Genomic DNA, 16,293 nt, shown 5'->3' with positions numbered 1-16,293 from the left:
GCATCACCGCCACAACCCCAGAGGAAATAAAAATGAGAAAAACCCTTTGCGCCTCCCTGCTCTGCGCCGCCATGAGCTTCACTGCCGCCAGCACATTCGCTGCCGAAACCGAATGGCCGACCCGCCCGGTACAGGTCGTGGTGATCGCCAACGCCGGTGGCGACACCGACTTCAACGCCCGCACCATGGCCAAGTACTTCACCAAGATCACCGGCAAGCCAATGGTCATCACCAACATGGCGGGCGGGGGCGGCACCATCGCCGCTGATCAGGTCAAGAGCGCCGCGCCGGATGGCAACACCATCCTCTTCACCCACACCGGCCAGATGATCGTCAACGAGGTCGCCGGCCTGACCGAAGATTCCTTCGAAGCCTTCGACATCTCCTGCATCGCCGGCGTCGACAAGGGTGCGGTGTTCGTGTCGTCCAAGAGCTCCGGCCTGACCACCCTCGACCAGCTGATCGACAAGGCCAAGGCCGAGCCCAACACAGTCACCTACGGCACCGAGATGGGCAGCTACTCTCACCTGCAAGGGCTGATGTTCGAGAAGCTCACCGGCGCCAAGATGAAGATGGTCGACGCGGGCACCGTATCCGAGAAGGTCGTGGCGCTGCTGGGCGGTCGCATCGACCTGGGCGGCATCAGCTACGGCTCGGTGCAGGATTACGTCACCAGCGGCGAGATGTTCGCCCTCGGCCAGCCCAACGACGAGCGCAACCCGCTGTTGGGCGACGTCAAGACCTTCAAGGAGCAAGGCGTCGACTTCGTGATGGAGAAGCCTTACATCGTCGCCTTCCCCAAGGGCACCGACCCGGCAATCGTGCAGAAGATGGCTGACGTGATGAAGCAGATCACCGAAGACCCTGCCTACGGCGAGGAGCTGAAGAAGACCTTCAAGCAGCCGGTGAGCTACTACAACAGCGAAGAGTCGGTCGCACTGCTGCGCAAGACGCGCGAGGAATTCATGCAGTTCAAGGACGAGTTGCGCCAGGGCAAATAAGCGCTGCGCACCTACCGGACGCGGCCACCGCGTCCGGACTTTCCGCCCTTAAACCATGAGGACCCGCCCATGGATACGTACAAGAAAAAGGAGCTGGCGGTCGGCGCAGTGATGCTCTGCGCCGGCCTGTTCTACCTCGTTCTGACCATCAATCTGCCACGCAAGGGCACCATCGACGCCTCGACCGTCCCTTACGTCCTTGCCGTCGGGCTGTGCCTGCTCGGGCTGCTGCAGCTGTTGGGCGCGCGCAAGGCGGTTCAGCCTGAAGCCGATCCGGACGCGGCACCCAAGACAGCCGTCGACTACCCCACCGTGCTCAAGACCCTGGCACTGATCGCAGTCTATATCGGGCTGCTGAAACCGGTCGGATTCCCCATCGTCACCGCGCTCTACCTGTACGTGCAGTTCATTGTGCTGACCCCGCACGAACAGAAAGCCAACCACCTGGCCTACGCCCTGATCGCAGTCATCGCTTCGATGGCTATCTTCTTCACCTTCCGCCACGGCTTCGACCTGATGCTCCCGGCCGGCTTTCTGGACCTTTAGGAGACGGACATGTTCGAGCTACTGCAGGCGGGATTCGGCGCTGTCTTCACACCCTACATCCTCGTACTCATCACGCTGGGCGTCGCCGTCGGGATCGTCTTCGGCGCGGTACCCGGCCTCTCGGCCACCATGGCCATCGCGCTGTGTCTGCCACTGACCTACACCATGGGTCCGGCCGCCGGACTATCGTTGCTGGTCGCCCTGTTCATCGGCGCTACATCCGGAGGGCTGATCTCGGCGATCCTGTTGAAGATCCCCGGAACACCCGCCTCCATCGCCACCACCTTCGACGGTGCACCAATGATGGAAAAGGGCGAGGGTGTAAAGGCGCTCGGCCTGGGCGTCGTGTTTTCCTTCTTCGGGACCATCCTCAGTATCGTTGCACTGATGTCCATCGCGCCCTGGCTGGCGAAGACCGCCCTGCGCTTCGGTCCCCATGAATACTTCTCCATCGCGGTCTTCTCGCTGACGTTGATCGCCACGCTCTCCGCAGGCTCATTGCTCAAGGGCATCTACGCCGGCACCCTGGGGTTCGCCTTCTCCACTGTCGGCATCGCGCCGGTCGAGGCGGTTCGGCGCTTTACCTTCGACTCGCCCAACCTCAACGCGGGTTTCGCCATGCTGACGGTGATGATCGGCATGTTCGCCGTCGCCGAAGTGATCAAGATCGCCGAGACCGGCCGATCCATCCACCGAACCCGCATCCCTGACGTGAACATGAAGAACGTCAAGGGCTTCGGGTTTTCCATCCGGGAGTTCTTCGCTCAGATCCCCAACGCCATCCGCTCCTCGCTGGTCGGCATCGGCATCGGCATCCTGCCCGGCATCGGCGCGGGCACCTCGAACATCGTCTCCTACATCTTCGCCAAGAAACGCTCCAAACACCCGGAGCGCTTCGGCAAGGGTGAACCCGCCGGCGTGGTAGCCAGCGAAACGGCCAACAACGCCGGCATCGGCAGCGCGATGATTCCGCTGATGACCCTCGGCATTCCGGGCGATGCGACGACCGCGATCCTGCTCGGCGGCTTCCTGATCCACGGCATCCAGCCGGGCCCCATGCTGTTCATCAGCCAGGGACCGCTGGTGTACACCATCTTCGCCGCGCTGCTGCTGGCCTCGGTGATGATGCTGGTACTGGAGTTCTACGGGCTGCGCATCTTCATCAAGCTGCTGGCGGTGCCCAAGCACATCCTGCTGCCGATCATCCTGGTGCTCTGCGTGGTGGGCGCGTTCGGGCTGAGCAGCCGGCTGTTCGATGTCTGGTCCATCATGCTGTTCGGCCTGATCGGCTATGGCTTCGTGAAGGGCGGTATGCCCGCGGCGCCCTTCATCATCGGCTTCATCCTGGGCCCGATGGCCGAAACCAATCTGCGCCGCGGCCTGATGCTGTCGGACGGCAACTTCAGCGGGTTCATCACCAACCCGATCTCCTGCGCGTTCCTCATACTCGCGGCCGCGTCTATTGCCTGGCATCTGATCCAGGCCCTGCGCTCGAAGAAAAGCGCTACGGCCGAGTTGTTGCGCAGCTGACCTCCGCACGCCCTTCGCCGGTAGCCCACGCAGAAAACCGGGGAATTCAAAAAGGGGCACGCCCCCCACCCTAGCCCTCTCCCCGGAGGGGAGAGGGGGCGGACCAGTGGAACCTGACACTCCTCACCCGGCTACCACCCAACGTCCCTCTCCTTGAGGGAGAGGGCTGGGGTGAGGGGAAACGGCCGAAAGCCTGACACTTTTCTCCCAGCAACCACCAACAGCCCCCGCTCCCTGAGGGAAAGGGCTGAGGTGAGGGGGGATCGGACGAGAGGCTGACACGCCTCACGCTGCTACGCTGATTCCAACTCTGGCTGCTCGCATCCTGGCCCTGGGCGAACAGAACCCCGCACCGCTGGTCGAACGACGCGAATAACAATGACGGAAAGGCAAGGTCAGCCATGAAAACACCAATGATGATCGTGCTGCTGCTCGCCCTGAGCGGCTGTGCCTCGCAATCCTGCGATATGCCGTGGAGCGAGAGCGCCTGCCGCGAGGATCGTCTGCTTTACCAGAACGATCTGATGCAGGCGAAGATACTTATCGCGGCGGGTGACGAAGAAGGCTACGAGCTGGCCCATGCGTTGCTCAACCGCAGCGCCAGGCAGGATGAACGCGGCGAGACAGAGTTCTACCGTGCCCTGCTGATGATTCGTCAGGGTCCGCAAACTACCGAGGTGATCCGGATGCTGGACAAGGCCGCCGACAAGGACCACCCGCACGCCATTGCCCTGCTCTACAAGATCTACGACGAGCCGTACCTGATCGATCAGCCCGACCCCGCCAAGGCGCGCCATTATCGTGAACGCTACGGGGAACTGGACGTGGCCCAGAGTGGCTATCCGTCCTTCGACAAGGCACGCGAGGTCGTCGATCAGTTGCTCGACGCCCCGCAACAGCTGGCTAAAGAACGTTCCGCGACCGAGCCGGCCGAGGACTGAGCGACCCGGTCGCGTCAGCGATCAGAGCGCGGTGTGATCCGTATCCGGCGCCTTTTCACCGTTCGCCACGGCCTGCGCTTCGGCTTCCGAGGCATAAGGTCCGCCCATCAGCGCGCCGTCGAGCTCCACGATCCAGCACACCACCCAGGTTGGCCGCCAGGATGCGGGCATTTCGTCACTGGTCAATTTGCGTACCGTCGGTTTCATTCGTCCTCCTGCTTGGGCATAACGTCGTATACAGCTGACCACTACCGCCCGGCTTTGCTCGATTTCAATTGAAACGACTTGCATCGAAGCGCCGCGAACGGTGAGAGTCCGTTGGGCTCTATTGACCAAGCCCCCGGACTTTCGAGGCCCCGATGCAGGACTCGTCGACGCTGATCAAAACCCTGCTGCTGACGCTGGCATTTGCCGTCGCCCTGGCCGGCTGCACACGGATCACCCTGGTCTACCGCAATCTGGACACCCTCATTCCCTGGTCGCTGAACGACTACCTGGCGATGAACGCCGAGCAGCAGCGCGGCTTCAAGGCCGACCTCCGTGAACACCTGAGCTGGCATTGCAAGACCCAGCTGCCCGACTACCTGACCTGGCTCGAACGGATGCAGCAACACGCCGCCAGCGGCACGGTGGACGAACAGACCCTGCGCGCCCGCTACCGTGAGGCCAGGGATGCGATAGAGGTGATAGCGGTCGAAATCACCCCTACCACCGTGGAATTGCTACGTGACCTGGACGACCGCCAAGTCCGCGAGCTGCAAACCAAGCTCGAGGAAGACCGCCGTGAGCGCCAGGAAAAGTATCTCGACCCACCGCTCGACCGGCAGATTCGCGACCGCGCCGAGCGCATGCAGGAGCGCCTGGCGGACTGGTTCGGTCGACTGAGCGCCGAGCAGCGTCAGCGGGTGCTGCAATGGTCCCATTCCCTCGGCGACCAGAACCGCCGCTGGCTGGATAACCGGGTTCATTGGCAACAGGCGTTCGTCGAGGCGCTGGAGCAACGCCAGTCGCCGCAGTTCCCCGAGCGCATGGCCAGCCTGCTGCAGAACCGGGAAGCCTACTGGACCGATGACTATCGCCAAGCCTTCGCCAATACCGAGCAAGCCGGCCTGGCGCTCGCCGTCGACATCTATGCGATGGCCAGCGAGACCCAGCGCGCCCGCCTGATTTCGCGCATCGAAGGCATCCGCAAGGATTTCAGCTCGCTGCGCTGTTTGAGGGATTAGCTGGAGCCAGGAGTTTGGGGCCTGCTGTGGTGGCAGGCCATTGTCTTCGATGGCCTCGATCGCAATCGCGGTCAAGACTAAGCGTCCCCGGCCGTTTCCACGGTTCGCAGATCGTCAGAACGACACATACGTCCCCTTCCCTCGGGGGAGAGGGTTAGGGTGAGGGGCTACCGAGCGCTCATGCTCGCCACCCTTACCGTCCAGGGCGCTCCATTCGGGAACCTGGCACGAATGGAACCCATGAAAAAGACAGTTGCACCCACGAAAAGCTTGCCAGCCTCTAACTAAAGCTCCAAAGCTCCAAAGCTCCGGCAAGCTTCACGCTGCGTTTCAAACCCTCACGATCAGGTTCTGGCGCACCAGTGCCAACTGTTCGATCGGCAGCTCGGAGAGCGTCTCGATCTTGCCGGCCACCAGCGTCGCCACTGGGACGCCGTCGCGGTAGACGATGCGATTACCGGCGAGCGCCGGCACACGCGCCCCGGGCAGTAGCGTACCGAGCTGATTCAACGGGTCGACGGCCGATACGCTGACCAGCTCGCCGCTGCCCGCTCGCTTGCGGGTTTCGCGTAGCAGCGCGACGGCGTCGGGCATGGCGAACTGTTCGCCCGAGACGCCCGCGACGAAGCGCCCGCCGCGAATCTCGCCGCGTGCCTCGAGCCGGTGGTAGACGCGCAGCAGCTCGCGCCACGGCGGCAGCCAGTCGGCTTCCCGTTCGAGTACGCGCCAGAAGACCACACCGTAACGGCGCAACAGCACCATTGCCAGATGCTCCAACGCCTGCTGATCGGGGGTGGCGCGACCGTTGTCGTCGCTCTCCGGTGGAGGTTTGCGTACCAGCGCCCAGCGGCCAGCATCGGCCATGCCACCGATGAACGCCCCACCCCGGTTGCGCCGCCCGCTCCGGCCACGCTTGGCGGCTGGCGCAAGAAGCGCACGCAGGCCGGCGAAGCTGTCGGCATTGACCACCCCGACCGCCACCAGCTCGCCCAGAGCATCCTCCAGTTCGCTGCGCAACAGGTGCGCTTCGTGGGTGAGTTCGTCGAAAAACAGCGCGCCCTGGTCGCGCAGCGTATCGAGCACCCGTTGTGCACGTGGCGAGAGTTCCAGCGCACCCTGCACGCCGGCCAGACGCTGCCAGGTGGCCAGCTGGCGGCGCGGCAGCAGGACGATCGGCGTGCCGCGCACAGGCCCGCTTCCGGCCTTGGTTCGGCCGGCCAGGCGAGTCCAGACCACCCGGCCGGAGCGGCACAGATCATCGAGCCAGGTGATGCTGTAATCCTGCAACCGAGCAGGTAGCAGTTCGCTCTCCCAGGCGCCAGCGGCCGCCTGGAAGCCCTCGAGCTGACCGACGACGACGTCCAGCGCATCGGCGCCACGCATGCGTGCGTCCTTGGAGAGATGCTGCCAGTCGAACAGAAAGCGCATGAAGTCGGCGCGCTCCACCGGCTCGATCTCGCGGCGCAGGCGCTTGACCGTGTAGCGGTGGATGCGCGCCAGCAGGTGACGTTCGCACCATTGTTCTTCACCGGCATCGGGGCTGAAGCGGCCGCGCATCACGTACCCCTCGCGCTCCAGGCGTAGCAGCGCCTGGGCCACCGCCGAGGCCGGCAGCGCCAGCGGACGCGCGATCAAGGCCACCGGCAGCGGGCCGAAGCCGGACAGCCGGGCGCGGATCAGCTCGGTGATGGCCTGCTCCTCGTCCCAGGCCTGGTCGTAGCCGACCGGCGTCTGCAGCGCGGGCGCCAGCGTTGCGGTGGGGTAGATCGCCCGCAACATCGCCAGGCGCTCGACCGGCAGCCACAGCGCACGTCCGGTCGCGACCTGCATACGCGTCGCCCGCCCGGCACGTGCCAGCTCGTCCAGCCAGGCTTGCCAGTGCGGGTGATCGCTGGCCTCGTCCTCAGCCATGCAGCCCAGCCCGGTCAGCGCCTCGTGCATCTCGTCCGCGCTGCGCGCCTCGGGCCAGGCTTCGGCCCGCACCGCCTCGATGGCATCGGGGTCCAGCGCGCCGAGGTCATCGCTCGACTCCGGATCGGTCCAGCGGCGGTTGAGCACCGCCTGGGTACGTCGCTCCTCGAGCGGCGCATCGTCGAGAAAGGCGTAGGGCCGCGCGCCGAGCACCTGGATCGCCAGCGGCGACGGTGCCGGCAGGTCGCGACAGAGCAGCTGGACCTCGCCGCGCTCCATCGCGCCAAGCAGGGCCAGCCAGCCATCGCAGTCCATCGCTTCGTTAAGGCAATCGTCCAGGGTCTGCGCGACCAGCGGGTGATCGGGAATCTCGCGCTCGCCAACGATGTTCTCCAGGCACGCGACCTGATCTGGAAAGACCGTGGCGAGCAGGTCCTCGCTCTTCATCCGTTGCAGCTGCGGCGCCACTTTGCGTCCGCCGGCCATGCGCGGCAAGGCCAGCGCGGTGGTGGCGTTCCAGCGCCAGCGCACGCCGAACAGCGGTGCATCGAGCAGCGCCTGGATCAGCACCTGGCGCGCCGAATTCGAATGCAGGTAGCGCCATACCTCGTCCAGCTCGAAGCTGTGGCTGGTCGACAGCGACAGGATGATCGCATCCTCGGTCGCCGCCGCCTGCAGCTCGAAGTTGAAGGTGCGGCAGAAGCGCTTGCGCAGCGCCAGCCCCCAGGCCCGGTTGAGCCGGCTGCCGAACGGCGAATGGATGATCAGCTGCGTACCGCCGGACTCGTCGAAAAAACGCTCCATCACCAGCCGCTGCTGGGTGGCCAAGGCGCCGAGCGCCGATCGGGCGCGGGCCAGGTACTCGACAATCTGCCGGGCGGCCGATTCATCCAGACCCAACGTGTTGCGAAGCCAGTCGATCGCCGCTTGCAGCCGGGAGGGCTGTTCCTCGCCGCGCGGATCGCCAGGTGACGCCGCGGCGTCAGCCAGCAGGTCGTCGATCTGCCCACGCAGCCGCGCCACGGCAGAGGACAATTCATCGCTGCGCCCCGGCGCCTCGCCCAACCAGAACGGGATATTAGGCGGCTGGCCTTTGGCATCCTCGACCCGCACCCGGCCGGGCTCGATCTTGAGAATCTTGTAGGCGGTGTTGCCGAGCTGGAACACGTCGCCGGCCAGACTCTCGACCGCGAAATCCTCGTTGACGGTACCGATGTTCAGCCCCTGGGGCTCGAGCAGTACGCTGTAGTCCGCGTTGTCGGCGATGGTGCCGCCGGAGGTCAGCGCGGTCAGCCGTCCGCCACGGCGCCCGCGCAGGCTGCGCGAGACGCTGTCGCGGTGCAGGTAGGCGCCGCGGGCGCCGTGGCGGGTGGTGTAGCCCTCGGCGAGCATCGCCAGTACGGCCTGATAGCGCGCTTCGTCCAGCTCGGCGTAAGGCATGGCGCGGCGAACCAGCGCCAGCAGATCACTTTCCAGCCACTCTCGGCAGGACACCTCGGCCACGATCTGCTGGGCCAGCACGTCAAGGGGCGCCTGAGGGATCTTCAGCCGGTCCAGCTCGCCGCGCCGCACGCAGTCGAGCAGCGCCGCGCACTCGATCAGATCGTCCCGGGAACTGGGAAACAGGCGGCCCTTGGAGACACCGGCAACCTGGTGCCCTGCTCGCCCGACCCGCTGCAGGAAGGCCGCGATCGAGCCGGGCGAGCCCAACTGGCAGACCAGTTCGACATCGCCGATGTCGATGCCCAGCTCCAGCGATGCGGTCGCCACCAGTACTCGTAGCTCGCCACGCTTGAGCCGTTGCTCGGCATCCAGGCGCTGCTCGCGGGCCATGCTGCCGTGGTGCGCCGCCACCTGATCGGTGCCCAGGCGCTCGCTCAGGTGCCGCGCCGCGCGCTCGGCCATGCGCCGCGTGTTGACGAAGATCAGGGTGGTGCGATGCTCGCGGGCCAGCTCGGCGAGGCGGTCGTAACACAGCTCCCAGACCTCGTTGCTCATCACCCCTTCGAGAGGCACCGGTGGCACTTCGAGGGCCAGGTCGCGAGCGCGACGGTGGCCGACGTCCACCACTTCGCAGGAGCGCCCGGCGCCCACCAGAAACCCGGCGACCGCCTCGATCGGTTTCTGTGTCGCGGACAGCCCCACCCGGACCAGCGGCTGGTCACAGAGCGCTTCGAGCCGCTCCAGCGAGAGCGCCAGGTGGCTGCCCCGCTTGTTGCCGGCGATGGCGTGAATCTCATCGACGATGACGCTGCGTACGCCTTTGAGCATGTCCCGTCCAGATTCGGAACCGAGCAGCACGTAGAGCGATTCAGGCGTCGTGACCAGGATGTGAGGCGCCCGCTTGCGCATGGCGGTGCGCTCGCTCTGCGGCGTGTCGCCGGTGCGCACCGCGGTGCGGATGTCCACCGGGGGCAGGCCGAGCCGCTCCAGTTCCGCCGAGATGCCGGCCAGCGGCTCGACCAGGTTGAGCTGGATATCGTTGGACAGCGCCTTGAGCGGCGAGACGTAGACCACCAGGGTTTCGTCCGCCAGTTCGCCTTCGGCCAAACCGCGGCGAACCAGGTCGTCCAGCGCGGCCAGAAACGCGGTCAGCGTCTTGCCCGAGCCGGTGGGCGCGGCGACCAGCGTCGAGCGGCCCGATCGGATCAGTGGCCAGGCTGCCGCCTGCGCGGCGGTGGGCGCGGGGAAATGGCGAGCGAACCAGCCGGCAACGGCGGGATGAAAGCCGGCCAGCGCGGCGTCGAAGGTTTCTTGAGTCATGCACCGAATATGGTGCCGCCACCGGCCGACCACAAGGCTGCGCTGACAGCTGGTCGGCAGGCCGGGGAAACGGCCACTGCCGGGCGGGGTCTACCCTGTGCAACCCCAACCCCTGGAGGCAGCATGAGCAACCCGTCGATATCCCTGGACGATGCGATGAAACTGGCATCCGAAGCCTTCCTGCCGCTGGGCTGCGTGACCAGCGCCAACCCGGAGGATGACAGCTTCGGCTTCACCGTGATGAGCGGCAGCGGCGAACCGGTCCTTCAAGTGACCAACGTCCCGAGCAGCCAGTACGCCGACCCGATAAGCATGGGCAACGTGCTGCAACAGGCGCGGTTGGACGTCGAGCAGAAAGGCTGCCGGCTCGAACCCTGGACGATGCCGATGGAAGACAGCACAGGCATTCCGGTCACCACCCCCAATTACTGAGCCAGGAGACCCCCGTGGCAGATCCCGTACTGCTGATCACCGGCGCCTCTTCCGGCATCGGCGCCGCCACCGCCCGCGCCGCGACCGGGGCCGGTTACCGCGTGGCACTGGCCGCACGCTCGAAAGACAAGCTCGAGTCGCTGGTGGGTGAACTGGGAGGTCCTGACCGCGCGCTGGCGATCACCTGCGACGTCAAGGAAATCGCCGACCAGCAGGCCATGGTCGCGAAGACGCTCGAGACCTATGGCCGGCTCGATGCGGTCTACGCCAATGCCGGAATACCCGGTGCCGAAGGCGGATTCAGCGGTGCGGATCCGGAAGTCTGGCGCGAGATGCTGCTTACCAACGTGTTCGGCGTCGCCCTGACGGTGCGCTACAGCCTCGAAGCGCTCAAGGCCAGCCGCGGCCACCTGCTGCTGACCGGCTCGGCAGCCGGGCGCTTCGTGATCCCGGGCTCGATGTACAGCGCCAGCAAATGGGCGGTTACCGGACTCGGCCACAGCGTGCGCGAAGAACTGCGCGGCAGCGGCGTGCGGGTCACCCTGATCGAACCGGGCATGGTCGACACCCCGCTGTTCGACGAGCCGCCCGCCTATGCGCTGCAACCGCAGGACATCGCCAACGCGGTGCTCTATGCGCTTTCGCAGCCGGCGCATGTCGACCTCAACGAGATCCTCATCCGCCCGACTCCTCCGCTGGACAGCTGACTGCAGTCGTCCCGTCGTTCCGCCAGCGAACTTTCGCCGTCGATTCCAGGTCGTTACTGGAGCGGTTCGTGCCGCTCCAACCAATCCCGAGAGGAAGCTCATGGCGCACCTGGCACGCGAGCCCATGCAGAGACCGGCACTGGCCTACCTGGACCACTTGCTGCAACGCTATCAGCAGGTGCGCGCGACCAGCGAATCGATCTGCTCGCCGCTCTCGGTCGAAGATCACCTGATCCAGAGCATGCCCGACGTGAGCCCGCCGAAATGGCACCTGGCCCACGTGAGCTGGTTCTTCGAGGCATTTCTGCTCAAGCCTTACCTGGCCGGTTACCGGACGCCCAACGAGGCTTTCGACCACCTTTTCAACTCGTATTACGAAACCCACGGCACACCCTTCCCGCGGGCCCAGCGCGGCCTAATCTCACGGCCCGGCGTGGCCGAGGTCTACCGCTACCGCCATCACATCGACCAGGCCATGGGCGACCTGCTCAGCCAGCCGCCGGTCGAACACGCCGCGCAAATCGTGCGCCGGGTCGAACTCGGCCTGCAGCACGAGCAGCAGCATCAGGAACTGCTGCTGATGGACATCAAGCACATTCTCGCGCAGAACCCGTTGCATCCGGTCTACCGCAGCGATCTGAAGCCGGCCCCGGCGCCCTCGCCGCAGACGCTGCGCTGGCACCGCATTGAAGGGGGCGTACGGCACATCGGGCACAGCGGCGACGCGTTCGCGTTCGATTGTGAAATACCCAGACACCGCCAGTTCGTCGAAGACTTCCAGCTCGGCAGCCGGCTGGTCACCAATGGCGAATACCTCTCGTTCATCGTCGATGGCGGCTATGCGCGCACCGAACTGTGGCTGTCGGACGGCTGGAATCTGATCCGCCAGGCAGGTTGGAACGCACCCCTGTACTGGCAGCACCACGAAGGCTTCTGGCACGAGATGACCCTCGGCGGTCTGCGCCCGCTGGATCTCGCCGCCCCGGTCTGCCACATCAGCTATTACGAAGCCGACGCCTACGCGCGCTGGGCCGGCGCGCGCCTGCCCACCGAGGCCGAATGGGAGGTCTCAGCCGCCGACCAACCGCTGCGTGGCAATTTTCTGGAAAGCGATCATCTGCAACCGGTGGCGTCTGGCGCCTCGCCGGACACGCCGGCGCAGCTGTTCGGCGATGTCTGGGAGTGGACTGCCAGCGCCTACCTGCCCTACCCCGGTTTCCGCCCGCTCGATGGCAGCCTGGGTGAATACAACGGCAAGTTCATGTCCGGCCAGATGGTGTTGCGCGGCGGAAGCTGCGCCACGCCCGAACCCCATATTCGTGCCACCTACCGCAACTTCTTCCCACCCGCCTCGCGCTGGCAGTTTGCCGGCCTGCGCCTGGCCAAGGAGAGCTGAATGGCCCTTGCCGTCCGCTTTTACGACCAGAGTCAGCATGAGCATACCGCCTCGCTTCGAGACGAAACCCTCGCGGGCTTCGCCGCGACCCCCAAGTGGGCCTCGCCCAAATTCTTCTACGACCGGCGCGGCTCGGAGCTGTTCGAGCAGATCTGCAAGCAGCCTGAGTATTACCTGACCCGCACCGAAGAATCGATCCTGCGTAGCGCCGCCAACGAAATCGTCGAGATCGCCGGCCCCCAGGCCGATCTCATCGAATTCGGCAGCGGCGCTAGTCGCAAGGTGCGCCTGCTGCTCGAGGCCATGCATCCGACCAGCTACCTGGGCATCGACATCTCCCAGGACTTTCTGCTTTCGAGCACCCAGCGGCTGGCGGCTGACTATCCGTGGCTGGATGTGCATGCGGCCTGCGCCGACTTCACCGGTGAACTGACCCTGCCGCAGGGCTTCGACAGCGAGCACCCGCTGGCCTTCTTTCCCGGCTCCAGCATCGGCAACTTCACCCCAGACCAGGCCCGCCAGTTCCTCAGCTCGTTGCATGCCATGCTGCCGGCCGGTGCCGGGTTGCTGATCGGCGTCGACCTGGTCAAGGACAAGGACGTGCTCGAAGCCGCCTACAACGACAAGGCCCATGTCACTGCCGCGTTCAATTTGAACCTGCTCGAACGCATCCGCGAAGAACTGGACAGCGACATCGACCCCTCGCGCTTCGTCCATCACGCGTTCTTCAACGAGCGCGAATCACGCATCGAGATGCACCTGATCAGCCCGCAGGCACAGGACGTGGTCATCGAAGGCCGGCATTTTCATTTCGATGCCGGCGAAAGCCTGCACACCGAGAACTCCTACAAGTACACGCGCGAATCCTTCATCGACCTGGCTCGAAGCGCCGGCTTCGAATCCACCGCCTACTGGACCGATCCCAAGGCACTGTTCGGCGTCCATTACCTCACCCGCTGAGCCTTACCCCGCTACCTCACCATGAGACCGCAATGTCCAACCCCTCCCTGCTCCCCAGCCTCGCGCTGGGGCTTTCTCTCGCGTTTGGCGCCTCCCATGCCTTGTCGGACGAACCGCTGCGGATAAAGCAGCTTCAGCGCTGCGGCGACCTGCTGCACGCGAAGGAAGTGACGTTCTGCCTGCGCGCGACCGGGCTGGGCAGCGACGCCTCGGGCGTTCGTGTCCTGCTCGACGGCAAGCCGGTGGAGCAGGATGATCTGGTACGCGAAGGCGAGACGCTGCGCCTGACCCTGCGCGCCCGCGAGCGCCAGAGCGGCCCGCTGTGGCTCGAGCGCGGCGAACAGCGCAGCAACGCCGCCTGGCTCTCGCTGCAGAGCAGCCACGTGCTCGCGGCAGGGCCGGATCAGGTCGCCAAGAACATGGACGGCCTGACCACCTATGTTGACCTCATCAGTGTGGTGATCGAGGAAAACCACGACGGCCTCGAAGAGGCACGGCGTCTGGCCGAGCGCTACGGCGCCGAAGTGGTGGGCGCGATTCCGCCGCTCAACACCTATCAGCTGCGCTTGCCGGCAACCAACCTCACCGAGCGCGATGCACTGGTGCTGCGTATCGGCAGCGAGATTTCAGTGGATGCCGTGGTGATCGAGGAGTCGAGTCCCGAAAGCGGCGAATCGGAGCAGCGCCCGGAAACCCGACCCGCACCGGAGGAGTGGGCGGCCAACCGCTTCATCGATGCGGTGAACTACTACCGTCGGCGCATTCCCGCCGGAGAGACGCCCATCGAGCCGACGCCGGTGCGCATCGGGGTGATCGAACGCGATGTGGACTTCGACGCGCCGGACTTCGCCAGTTACCTCGGCGCATGCGAAGGCGAACGCCGCACCTGCCTCTATGCCCGCGATGGCGACAAGCCCGACGGCCATGGCAGCACGGTGGCCGGCATATTCGCCGCCGACTGGAACCAGGGCGGCAACACCGGTTTTCTACGCGGGCTCGACGAGGTGAGCGGCGGCTTCGAGGTGATCGTCGACCGCAACTCCGACGCCGGCATCCTCGGCAATATCGCCGCTTCGGTGAATCTGGTCCAAGACGGGGCGCGGATATTGAACTGGAGCTGGGGCATCCATCGCCTCGGCGCACGGGACGTCGAAGGTGACGAGGTCGACTCGCTGGTGCGCTCGGGACTGGCGTTCAGCGGCTACGAGGAGCTGCTCGAAGAGTTCTTCCTCTGGCTGCGGATGAAGCACCCGGACGTGGTCGTGGTCAACTCGGCCGGCAACGGCTCGTCCTTCAGCAGCGCCGACGAGTACCGGCTGCCGTCATCCTTCGTCACCGAACAATTGTTGGTGGTGGGCGGCCATCAGCGCAGCGGCGAGAAAAATGTCTCGGTGAACGATCCGCGCTACGTCGAACGACGCGCCTCGTCCAACCTGGACATGCGCGTCGACATTTCAGCCTCGGCGTGCGCCGAAGCCTCGACCCACGAGGCCGAAGCGCGGGGCGAGCCTCATTGCGGTACGTCCTACGCGACACCGATGGTCGGTGGCATCGTCGCCGCCATGCTGTCGATCAACCCAGACCTGACGCCGGAGCAACTGCGCATTCTGCTGCGTCGCAGCGCCATGACCATCGGCGATGAATTCGATTTCGAACCCACCGATGCCGACGACCTCACCGCTCCGATCCTGCCCTCGGAGCGTGGCTATGAACTCGATAACAAAGACATCGGCCGCTCGGCGCGATTGGACATGCAAAAAGCGTTGGACTTGACAGTCAGAAGCCGCGACCGGGTACGTTGACCAGGGAAGCGGAGGCGTAAAAAACACGCGTGGATGAAAAAAGCATCATCCACCCTACGCTCGTCGTAGGGTGGATCACGCTTCACCGATCCACCGTCCAGGCCTGGCACGCTCAGCTATGAGCGCGCTTGGCAGGGCGATCCGCGAATCAATTGCTGACGGCGGCCTTGGCGGCGAGATCGTCGAAAATTTCTGGCACCAGCGCAGCCTCTCCCTGTTCGTCGAGCTGCTGGCGGAAGCCGTCGCTGTTGGGATAGCTCGCATCGATCAGGCGCAGCAATTGGGCGCCACGCTCGGTGAGCACGAAGTTCTCACCGGTGCCGCCCTCATCCGTCGGCCGCGTGGCGATGAATTTGCCCTCGAACAGCAGGCTTTCGTAGTCGGACGCTTCGGCACGCAGATGATCGAGGTTCGGCAATGGTTGGCCGGCCGCCTCCATAGCCTGCGCGTGTTCTTCGGCATAACGGCGCGGCTTGAAGGTGTCGTTGGCCGAGTTCTGCACCTCATGCAGCAGGCGCAGGATCAGATCCCAGTTGTAACTCATCACGTCTCTCCTTTTGCCGGTGGCGACCGCACCGCAGGCACGGCGTATATGCATAGTGACCCTGGGGTTAACCGCTAGGTTCGATCATCCGCTGGCCGGGCAGACGGCTGAACTTAAGCGGCGAATCGACGATCCACCGTTCAAGACGTCCTGCGAGGAGTTACGCCATGAAATTCCTGATCATTCCGCTTACCGCCGCCCTGCTGACCAGCCCCGCGGCATTCGCCTGTACTACCGACGAGGCCAATGCCAAGGCCCAGGAACTGGGCAAAAGGGTCAACGAACTGACCAAGAGCGACCCCGAACGCGCCGCCAAGATCAACGCCGAAATCCGCGAGCTTCAACTCAAACGCACCGCCAACGAAACAGGCAACGAATGCGAGACCTACGACCAGCGCATGCGCGACTTGGAAAAGGCAGAAGACGAAGCTGACATTCCGGCCAGTTGATATCGGCCTGGCGGTAGCATCGACGTGAATGGGCTGGCCCCAGGAATCGCCAGCCGCCTGGCTTCCTGTCAGAGCAGGCTTCGGC

At 65.1% G+C, this 16,293-nt stretch carries 14 protein-coding genes; 11 read left to right on the top strand and 3 right to left on the bottom strand.

The features are described from left to right. Positions 1-32 precede the first annotated feature (32 nt). The 4 genes from G7026_RS02575 to G7026_RS02560 all read left to right on the top strand — a co-directional run bounded on the left by G7026_RS02575 (position 33) and on the right by G7026_RS02560 (position 4,018). The gene (locus G7026_RS02575) at positions 33-1,001 is read left to right on the top strand and encodes a tripartite tricarboxylate transporter substrate binding protein (protein WP_181069101.1); all 969 of its coding nucleotides are present in this window, start codon (positions 33-35) and stop codon (positions 999-1,001) included. A 69-nt stretch (positions 1,002-1,070) separates the two neighbouring features. After that, on the top strand, positions 1,071-1,547 hold the full coding sequence (locus tag G7026_RS02570; protein ID WP_181069099.1) for a tripartite tricarboxylate transporter TctB family protein: 477 nt from the start codon (positions 1,071-1,073) through the stop codon (positions 1,545-1,547). A 9-nt stretch (positions 1,548-1,556) separates the two neighbouring features. Next, positions 1,557-3,077, top strand: a complete 1,521-nt coding sequence (locus G7026_RS02565; protein WP_181069097.1) for a tripartite tricarboxylate transporter permease — start codon at positions 1,557-1,559, stop codon at positions 3,075-3,077. 401 nt (positions 3,078-3,478) lie between these two features. After that, positions 3,479-4,018 (top strand): hypothetical protein, encoded by a 540-nt coding sequence (locus tag G7026_RS02560; RefSeq protein WP_181069095.1) that lies wholly within the window; start codon positions 3,479-3,481, stop codon positions 4,016-4,018. Between the two features lie 21 nt (positions 4,019-4,039). Here the strand turns inward: G7026_RS02560 and G7026_RS02555 are convergent, their stop codons facing one another. Beyond that, complete coding sequence (locus G7026_RS02555) at positions 4,040-4,225, bottom strand: hypothetical protein (protein WP_181069093.1); 186 nt, start codon at positions 4,223-4,225, stop codon at positions 4,040-4,042. A gap of 152 nt (positions 4,226-4,377) precedes the next feature. Here G7026_RS02555 and G7026_RS02550 point away from each other — a divergent pair, with 152 nt between their 5' ends. Next, positions 4,378-5,244, top strand: a complete 867-nt coding sequence (locus G7026_RS02550) for a DUF6279 family lipoprotein (RefSeq protein WP_181069091.1) — start codon at positions 4,378-4,380, stop codon at positions 5,242-5,244. A 330-nt stretch (positions 5,245-5,574) separates the two neighbouring features. On the opposite strand, the gene G7026_RS02545 is transcribed toward G7026_RS02550, so the two are convergent. Then, positions 5,575-9,918, bottom strand: a complete 4,344-nt coding sequence (locus G7026_RS02545) for a DEAD/DEAH box helicase (RefSeq protein ID WP_181069089.1) — start codon at positions 9,916-9,918, stop codon at positions 5,575-5,577. Positions 9,919-10,041: 123 nt separating this feature from the next. Between G7026_RS02545 and G7026_RS02540 the strand changes: the two genes are divergently transcribed. The 5 genes from G7026_RS02540 (at position 10,042) to G7026_RS02520 (ending at position 15,215) form a co-directional block, all read left to right on the top strand. Beyond that, the gene (locus tag G7026_RS02540; protein ID WP_181069088.1) at positions 10,042-10,350 is read left to right on the top strand and encodes a hypothetical protein; all 309 of its coding nucleotides are present in this window, start codon (positions 10,042-10,044) and stop codon (positions 10,348-10,350) included. Between the two features lie 14 nt (positions 10,351-10,364). After that, the gene (locus tag G7026_RS02535) at positions 10,365-11,057 is read left to right on the top strand and encodes an SDR family oxidoreductase (RefSeq protein WP_181069086.1); all 693 of its coding nucleotides are present in this window, start codon (positions 10,365-10,367) and stop codon (positions 11,055-11,057) included. Positions 11,058-11,157: 100 nt separating this feature from the next. Next, the gene (egtB, locus tag G7026_RS02530) at positions 11,158-12,453 is read left to right on the top strand and encodes an ergothioneine biosynthesis protein EgtB (RefSeq protein WP_181069084.1); all 1,296 of its coding nucleotides are present in this window, start codon (positions 11,158-11,160) and stop codon (positions 12,451-12,453) included. Then, positions 12,454-13,413 (top strand): L-histidine N(alpha)-methyltransferase, encoded by a 960-nt coding sequence (gene egtD, locus G7026_RS02525; RefSeq protein ID WP_181069083.1) that lies wholly within the window; start codon positions 12,454-12,456, stop codon positions 13,411-13,413. It begins immediately after the preceding gene. A gap of 32 nt (positions 13,414-13,445) precedes the next feature. Then, positions 13,446-15,215: a S8/S53 family peptidase gene (locus G7026_RS02520; RefSeq protein ID WP_181069081.1), complete on the top strand. Its 1,770-nt coding sequence runs from the start codon at positions 13,446-13,448 to the stop codon at positions 15,213-15,215. 148 nt (positions 15,216-15,363) lie between these two features. Here G7026_RS02520 and G7026_RS02515 read toward each other — a convergent pair whose 3' ends face one another. Then, on the bottom strand, positions 15,364-15,759 hold the full coding sequence (locus G7026_RS02515; protein ID WP_181069079.1) for a transcriptional regulator: 396 nt from the start codon (positions 15,757-15,759) through the stop codon (positions 15,364-15,366). Between the two features lie 167 nt (positions 15,760-15,926). On the opposite strand from G7026_RS02515, the gene G7026_RS02510 reads away from it, so the two are divergent. After that, a complete protein-coding gene (locus tag G7026_RS02510) occupies positions 15,927-16,208 on the top strand; it encodes a hypothetical protein (protein WP_181069077.1) in 282 nt (93 codons plus the stop codon). Positions 16,209-16,293: the final 85 nt, after the last annotated feature.

The sequence above is a fragment of the Stutzerimonas azotifigens genome, assembly GCF_013522725.1.
GTDB classification, from domain to species: domain Bacteria; phylum Pseudomonadota; class Gammaproteobacteria; order Pseudomonadales; family Pseudomonadaceae; genus Stutzerimonas; species Stutzerimonas azotifigens_A.
The sequence above is the reverse complement of the archived record's forward strand: the minus strand, read 5'-3'. Positions and strand labels throughout refer to the sequence as shown.

Bases quoted from the DNA above. Each gene is read 5' to 3' on its own strand.
- G7026_RS02560 (WP_181069095.1), top strand. From the start codon at position 3,479: ATGAAAACACCAATGATGATCGTGCTGCTGCTCGCCCTGAGCGGCTGT.
- G7026_RS02550 (WP_181069091.1), top strand. From the start codon at position 4,378: ATGCAGGACTCGTCGACGCTGATCAAAACCCTGCTGCTGACGCTGGCA.
- G7026_RS02545 (WP_181069089.1), bottom strand. From the start codon at position 9,918: ATGACTCAAGAAACCTTCGACGCCGCGCTGGCCGGCTTTCATCCCGCC.
- G7026_RS02575 (WP_181069101.1), top strand. From the start codon at position 33: ATGAGAAAAACCCTTTGCGCCTCCCTGCTCTGCGCCGCCATGAGCTTC.
- G7026_RS02510 (WP_181069077.1), top strand. From the start codon at position 15,927: ATGAAATTCCTGATCATTCCGCTTACCGCCGCCCTGCTGACCAGCCCC.
- G7026_RS02570 (WP_181069099.1), top strand. From the start codon at position 1,071: ATGGATACGTACAAGAAAAAGGAGCTGGCGGTCGGCGCAGTGATGCTC.
- G7026_RS02540 (WP_181069088.1), top strand. From the start codon at position 10,042: ATGAGCAACCCGTCGATATCCCTGGACGATGCGATGAAACTGGCATCC.
- egtB (WP_181069084.1), top strand. From the start codon at position 11,158: ATGGCGCACCTGGCACGCGAGCCCATGCAGAGACCGGCACTGGCCTAC.
- egtD (WP_181069083.1), top strand. From the start codon at position 12,454: ATGGCCCTTGCCGTCCGCTTTTACGACCAGAGTCAGCATGAGCATACC.
- G7026_RS02555 (WP_181069093.1), bottom strand. From the start codon at position 4,225: ATGAAACCGACGGTACGCAAATTGACCAGTGACGAAATGCCCGCATCC.
- G7026_RS02515 (WP_181069079.1), bottom strand. From the start codon at position 15,759: ATGAGTTACAACTGGGATCTGATCCTGCGCCTGCTGCATGAGGTGCAG.
- G7026_RS02565 (WP_181069097.1), top strand. From the start codon at position 1,557: ATGTTCGAGCTACTGCAGGCGGGATTCGGCGCTGTCTTCACACCCTAC.
- G7026_RS02520 (WP_181069081.1), top strand. From the start codon at position 13,446: ATGTCCAACCCCTCCCTGCTCCCCAGCCTCGCGCTGGGGCTTTCTCTC.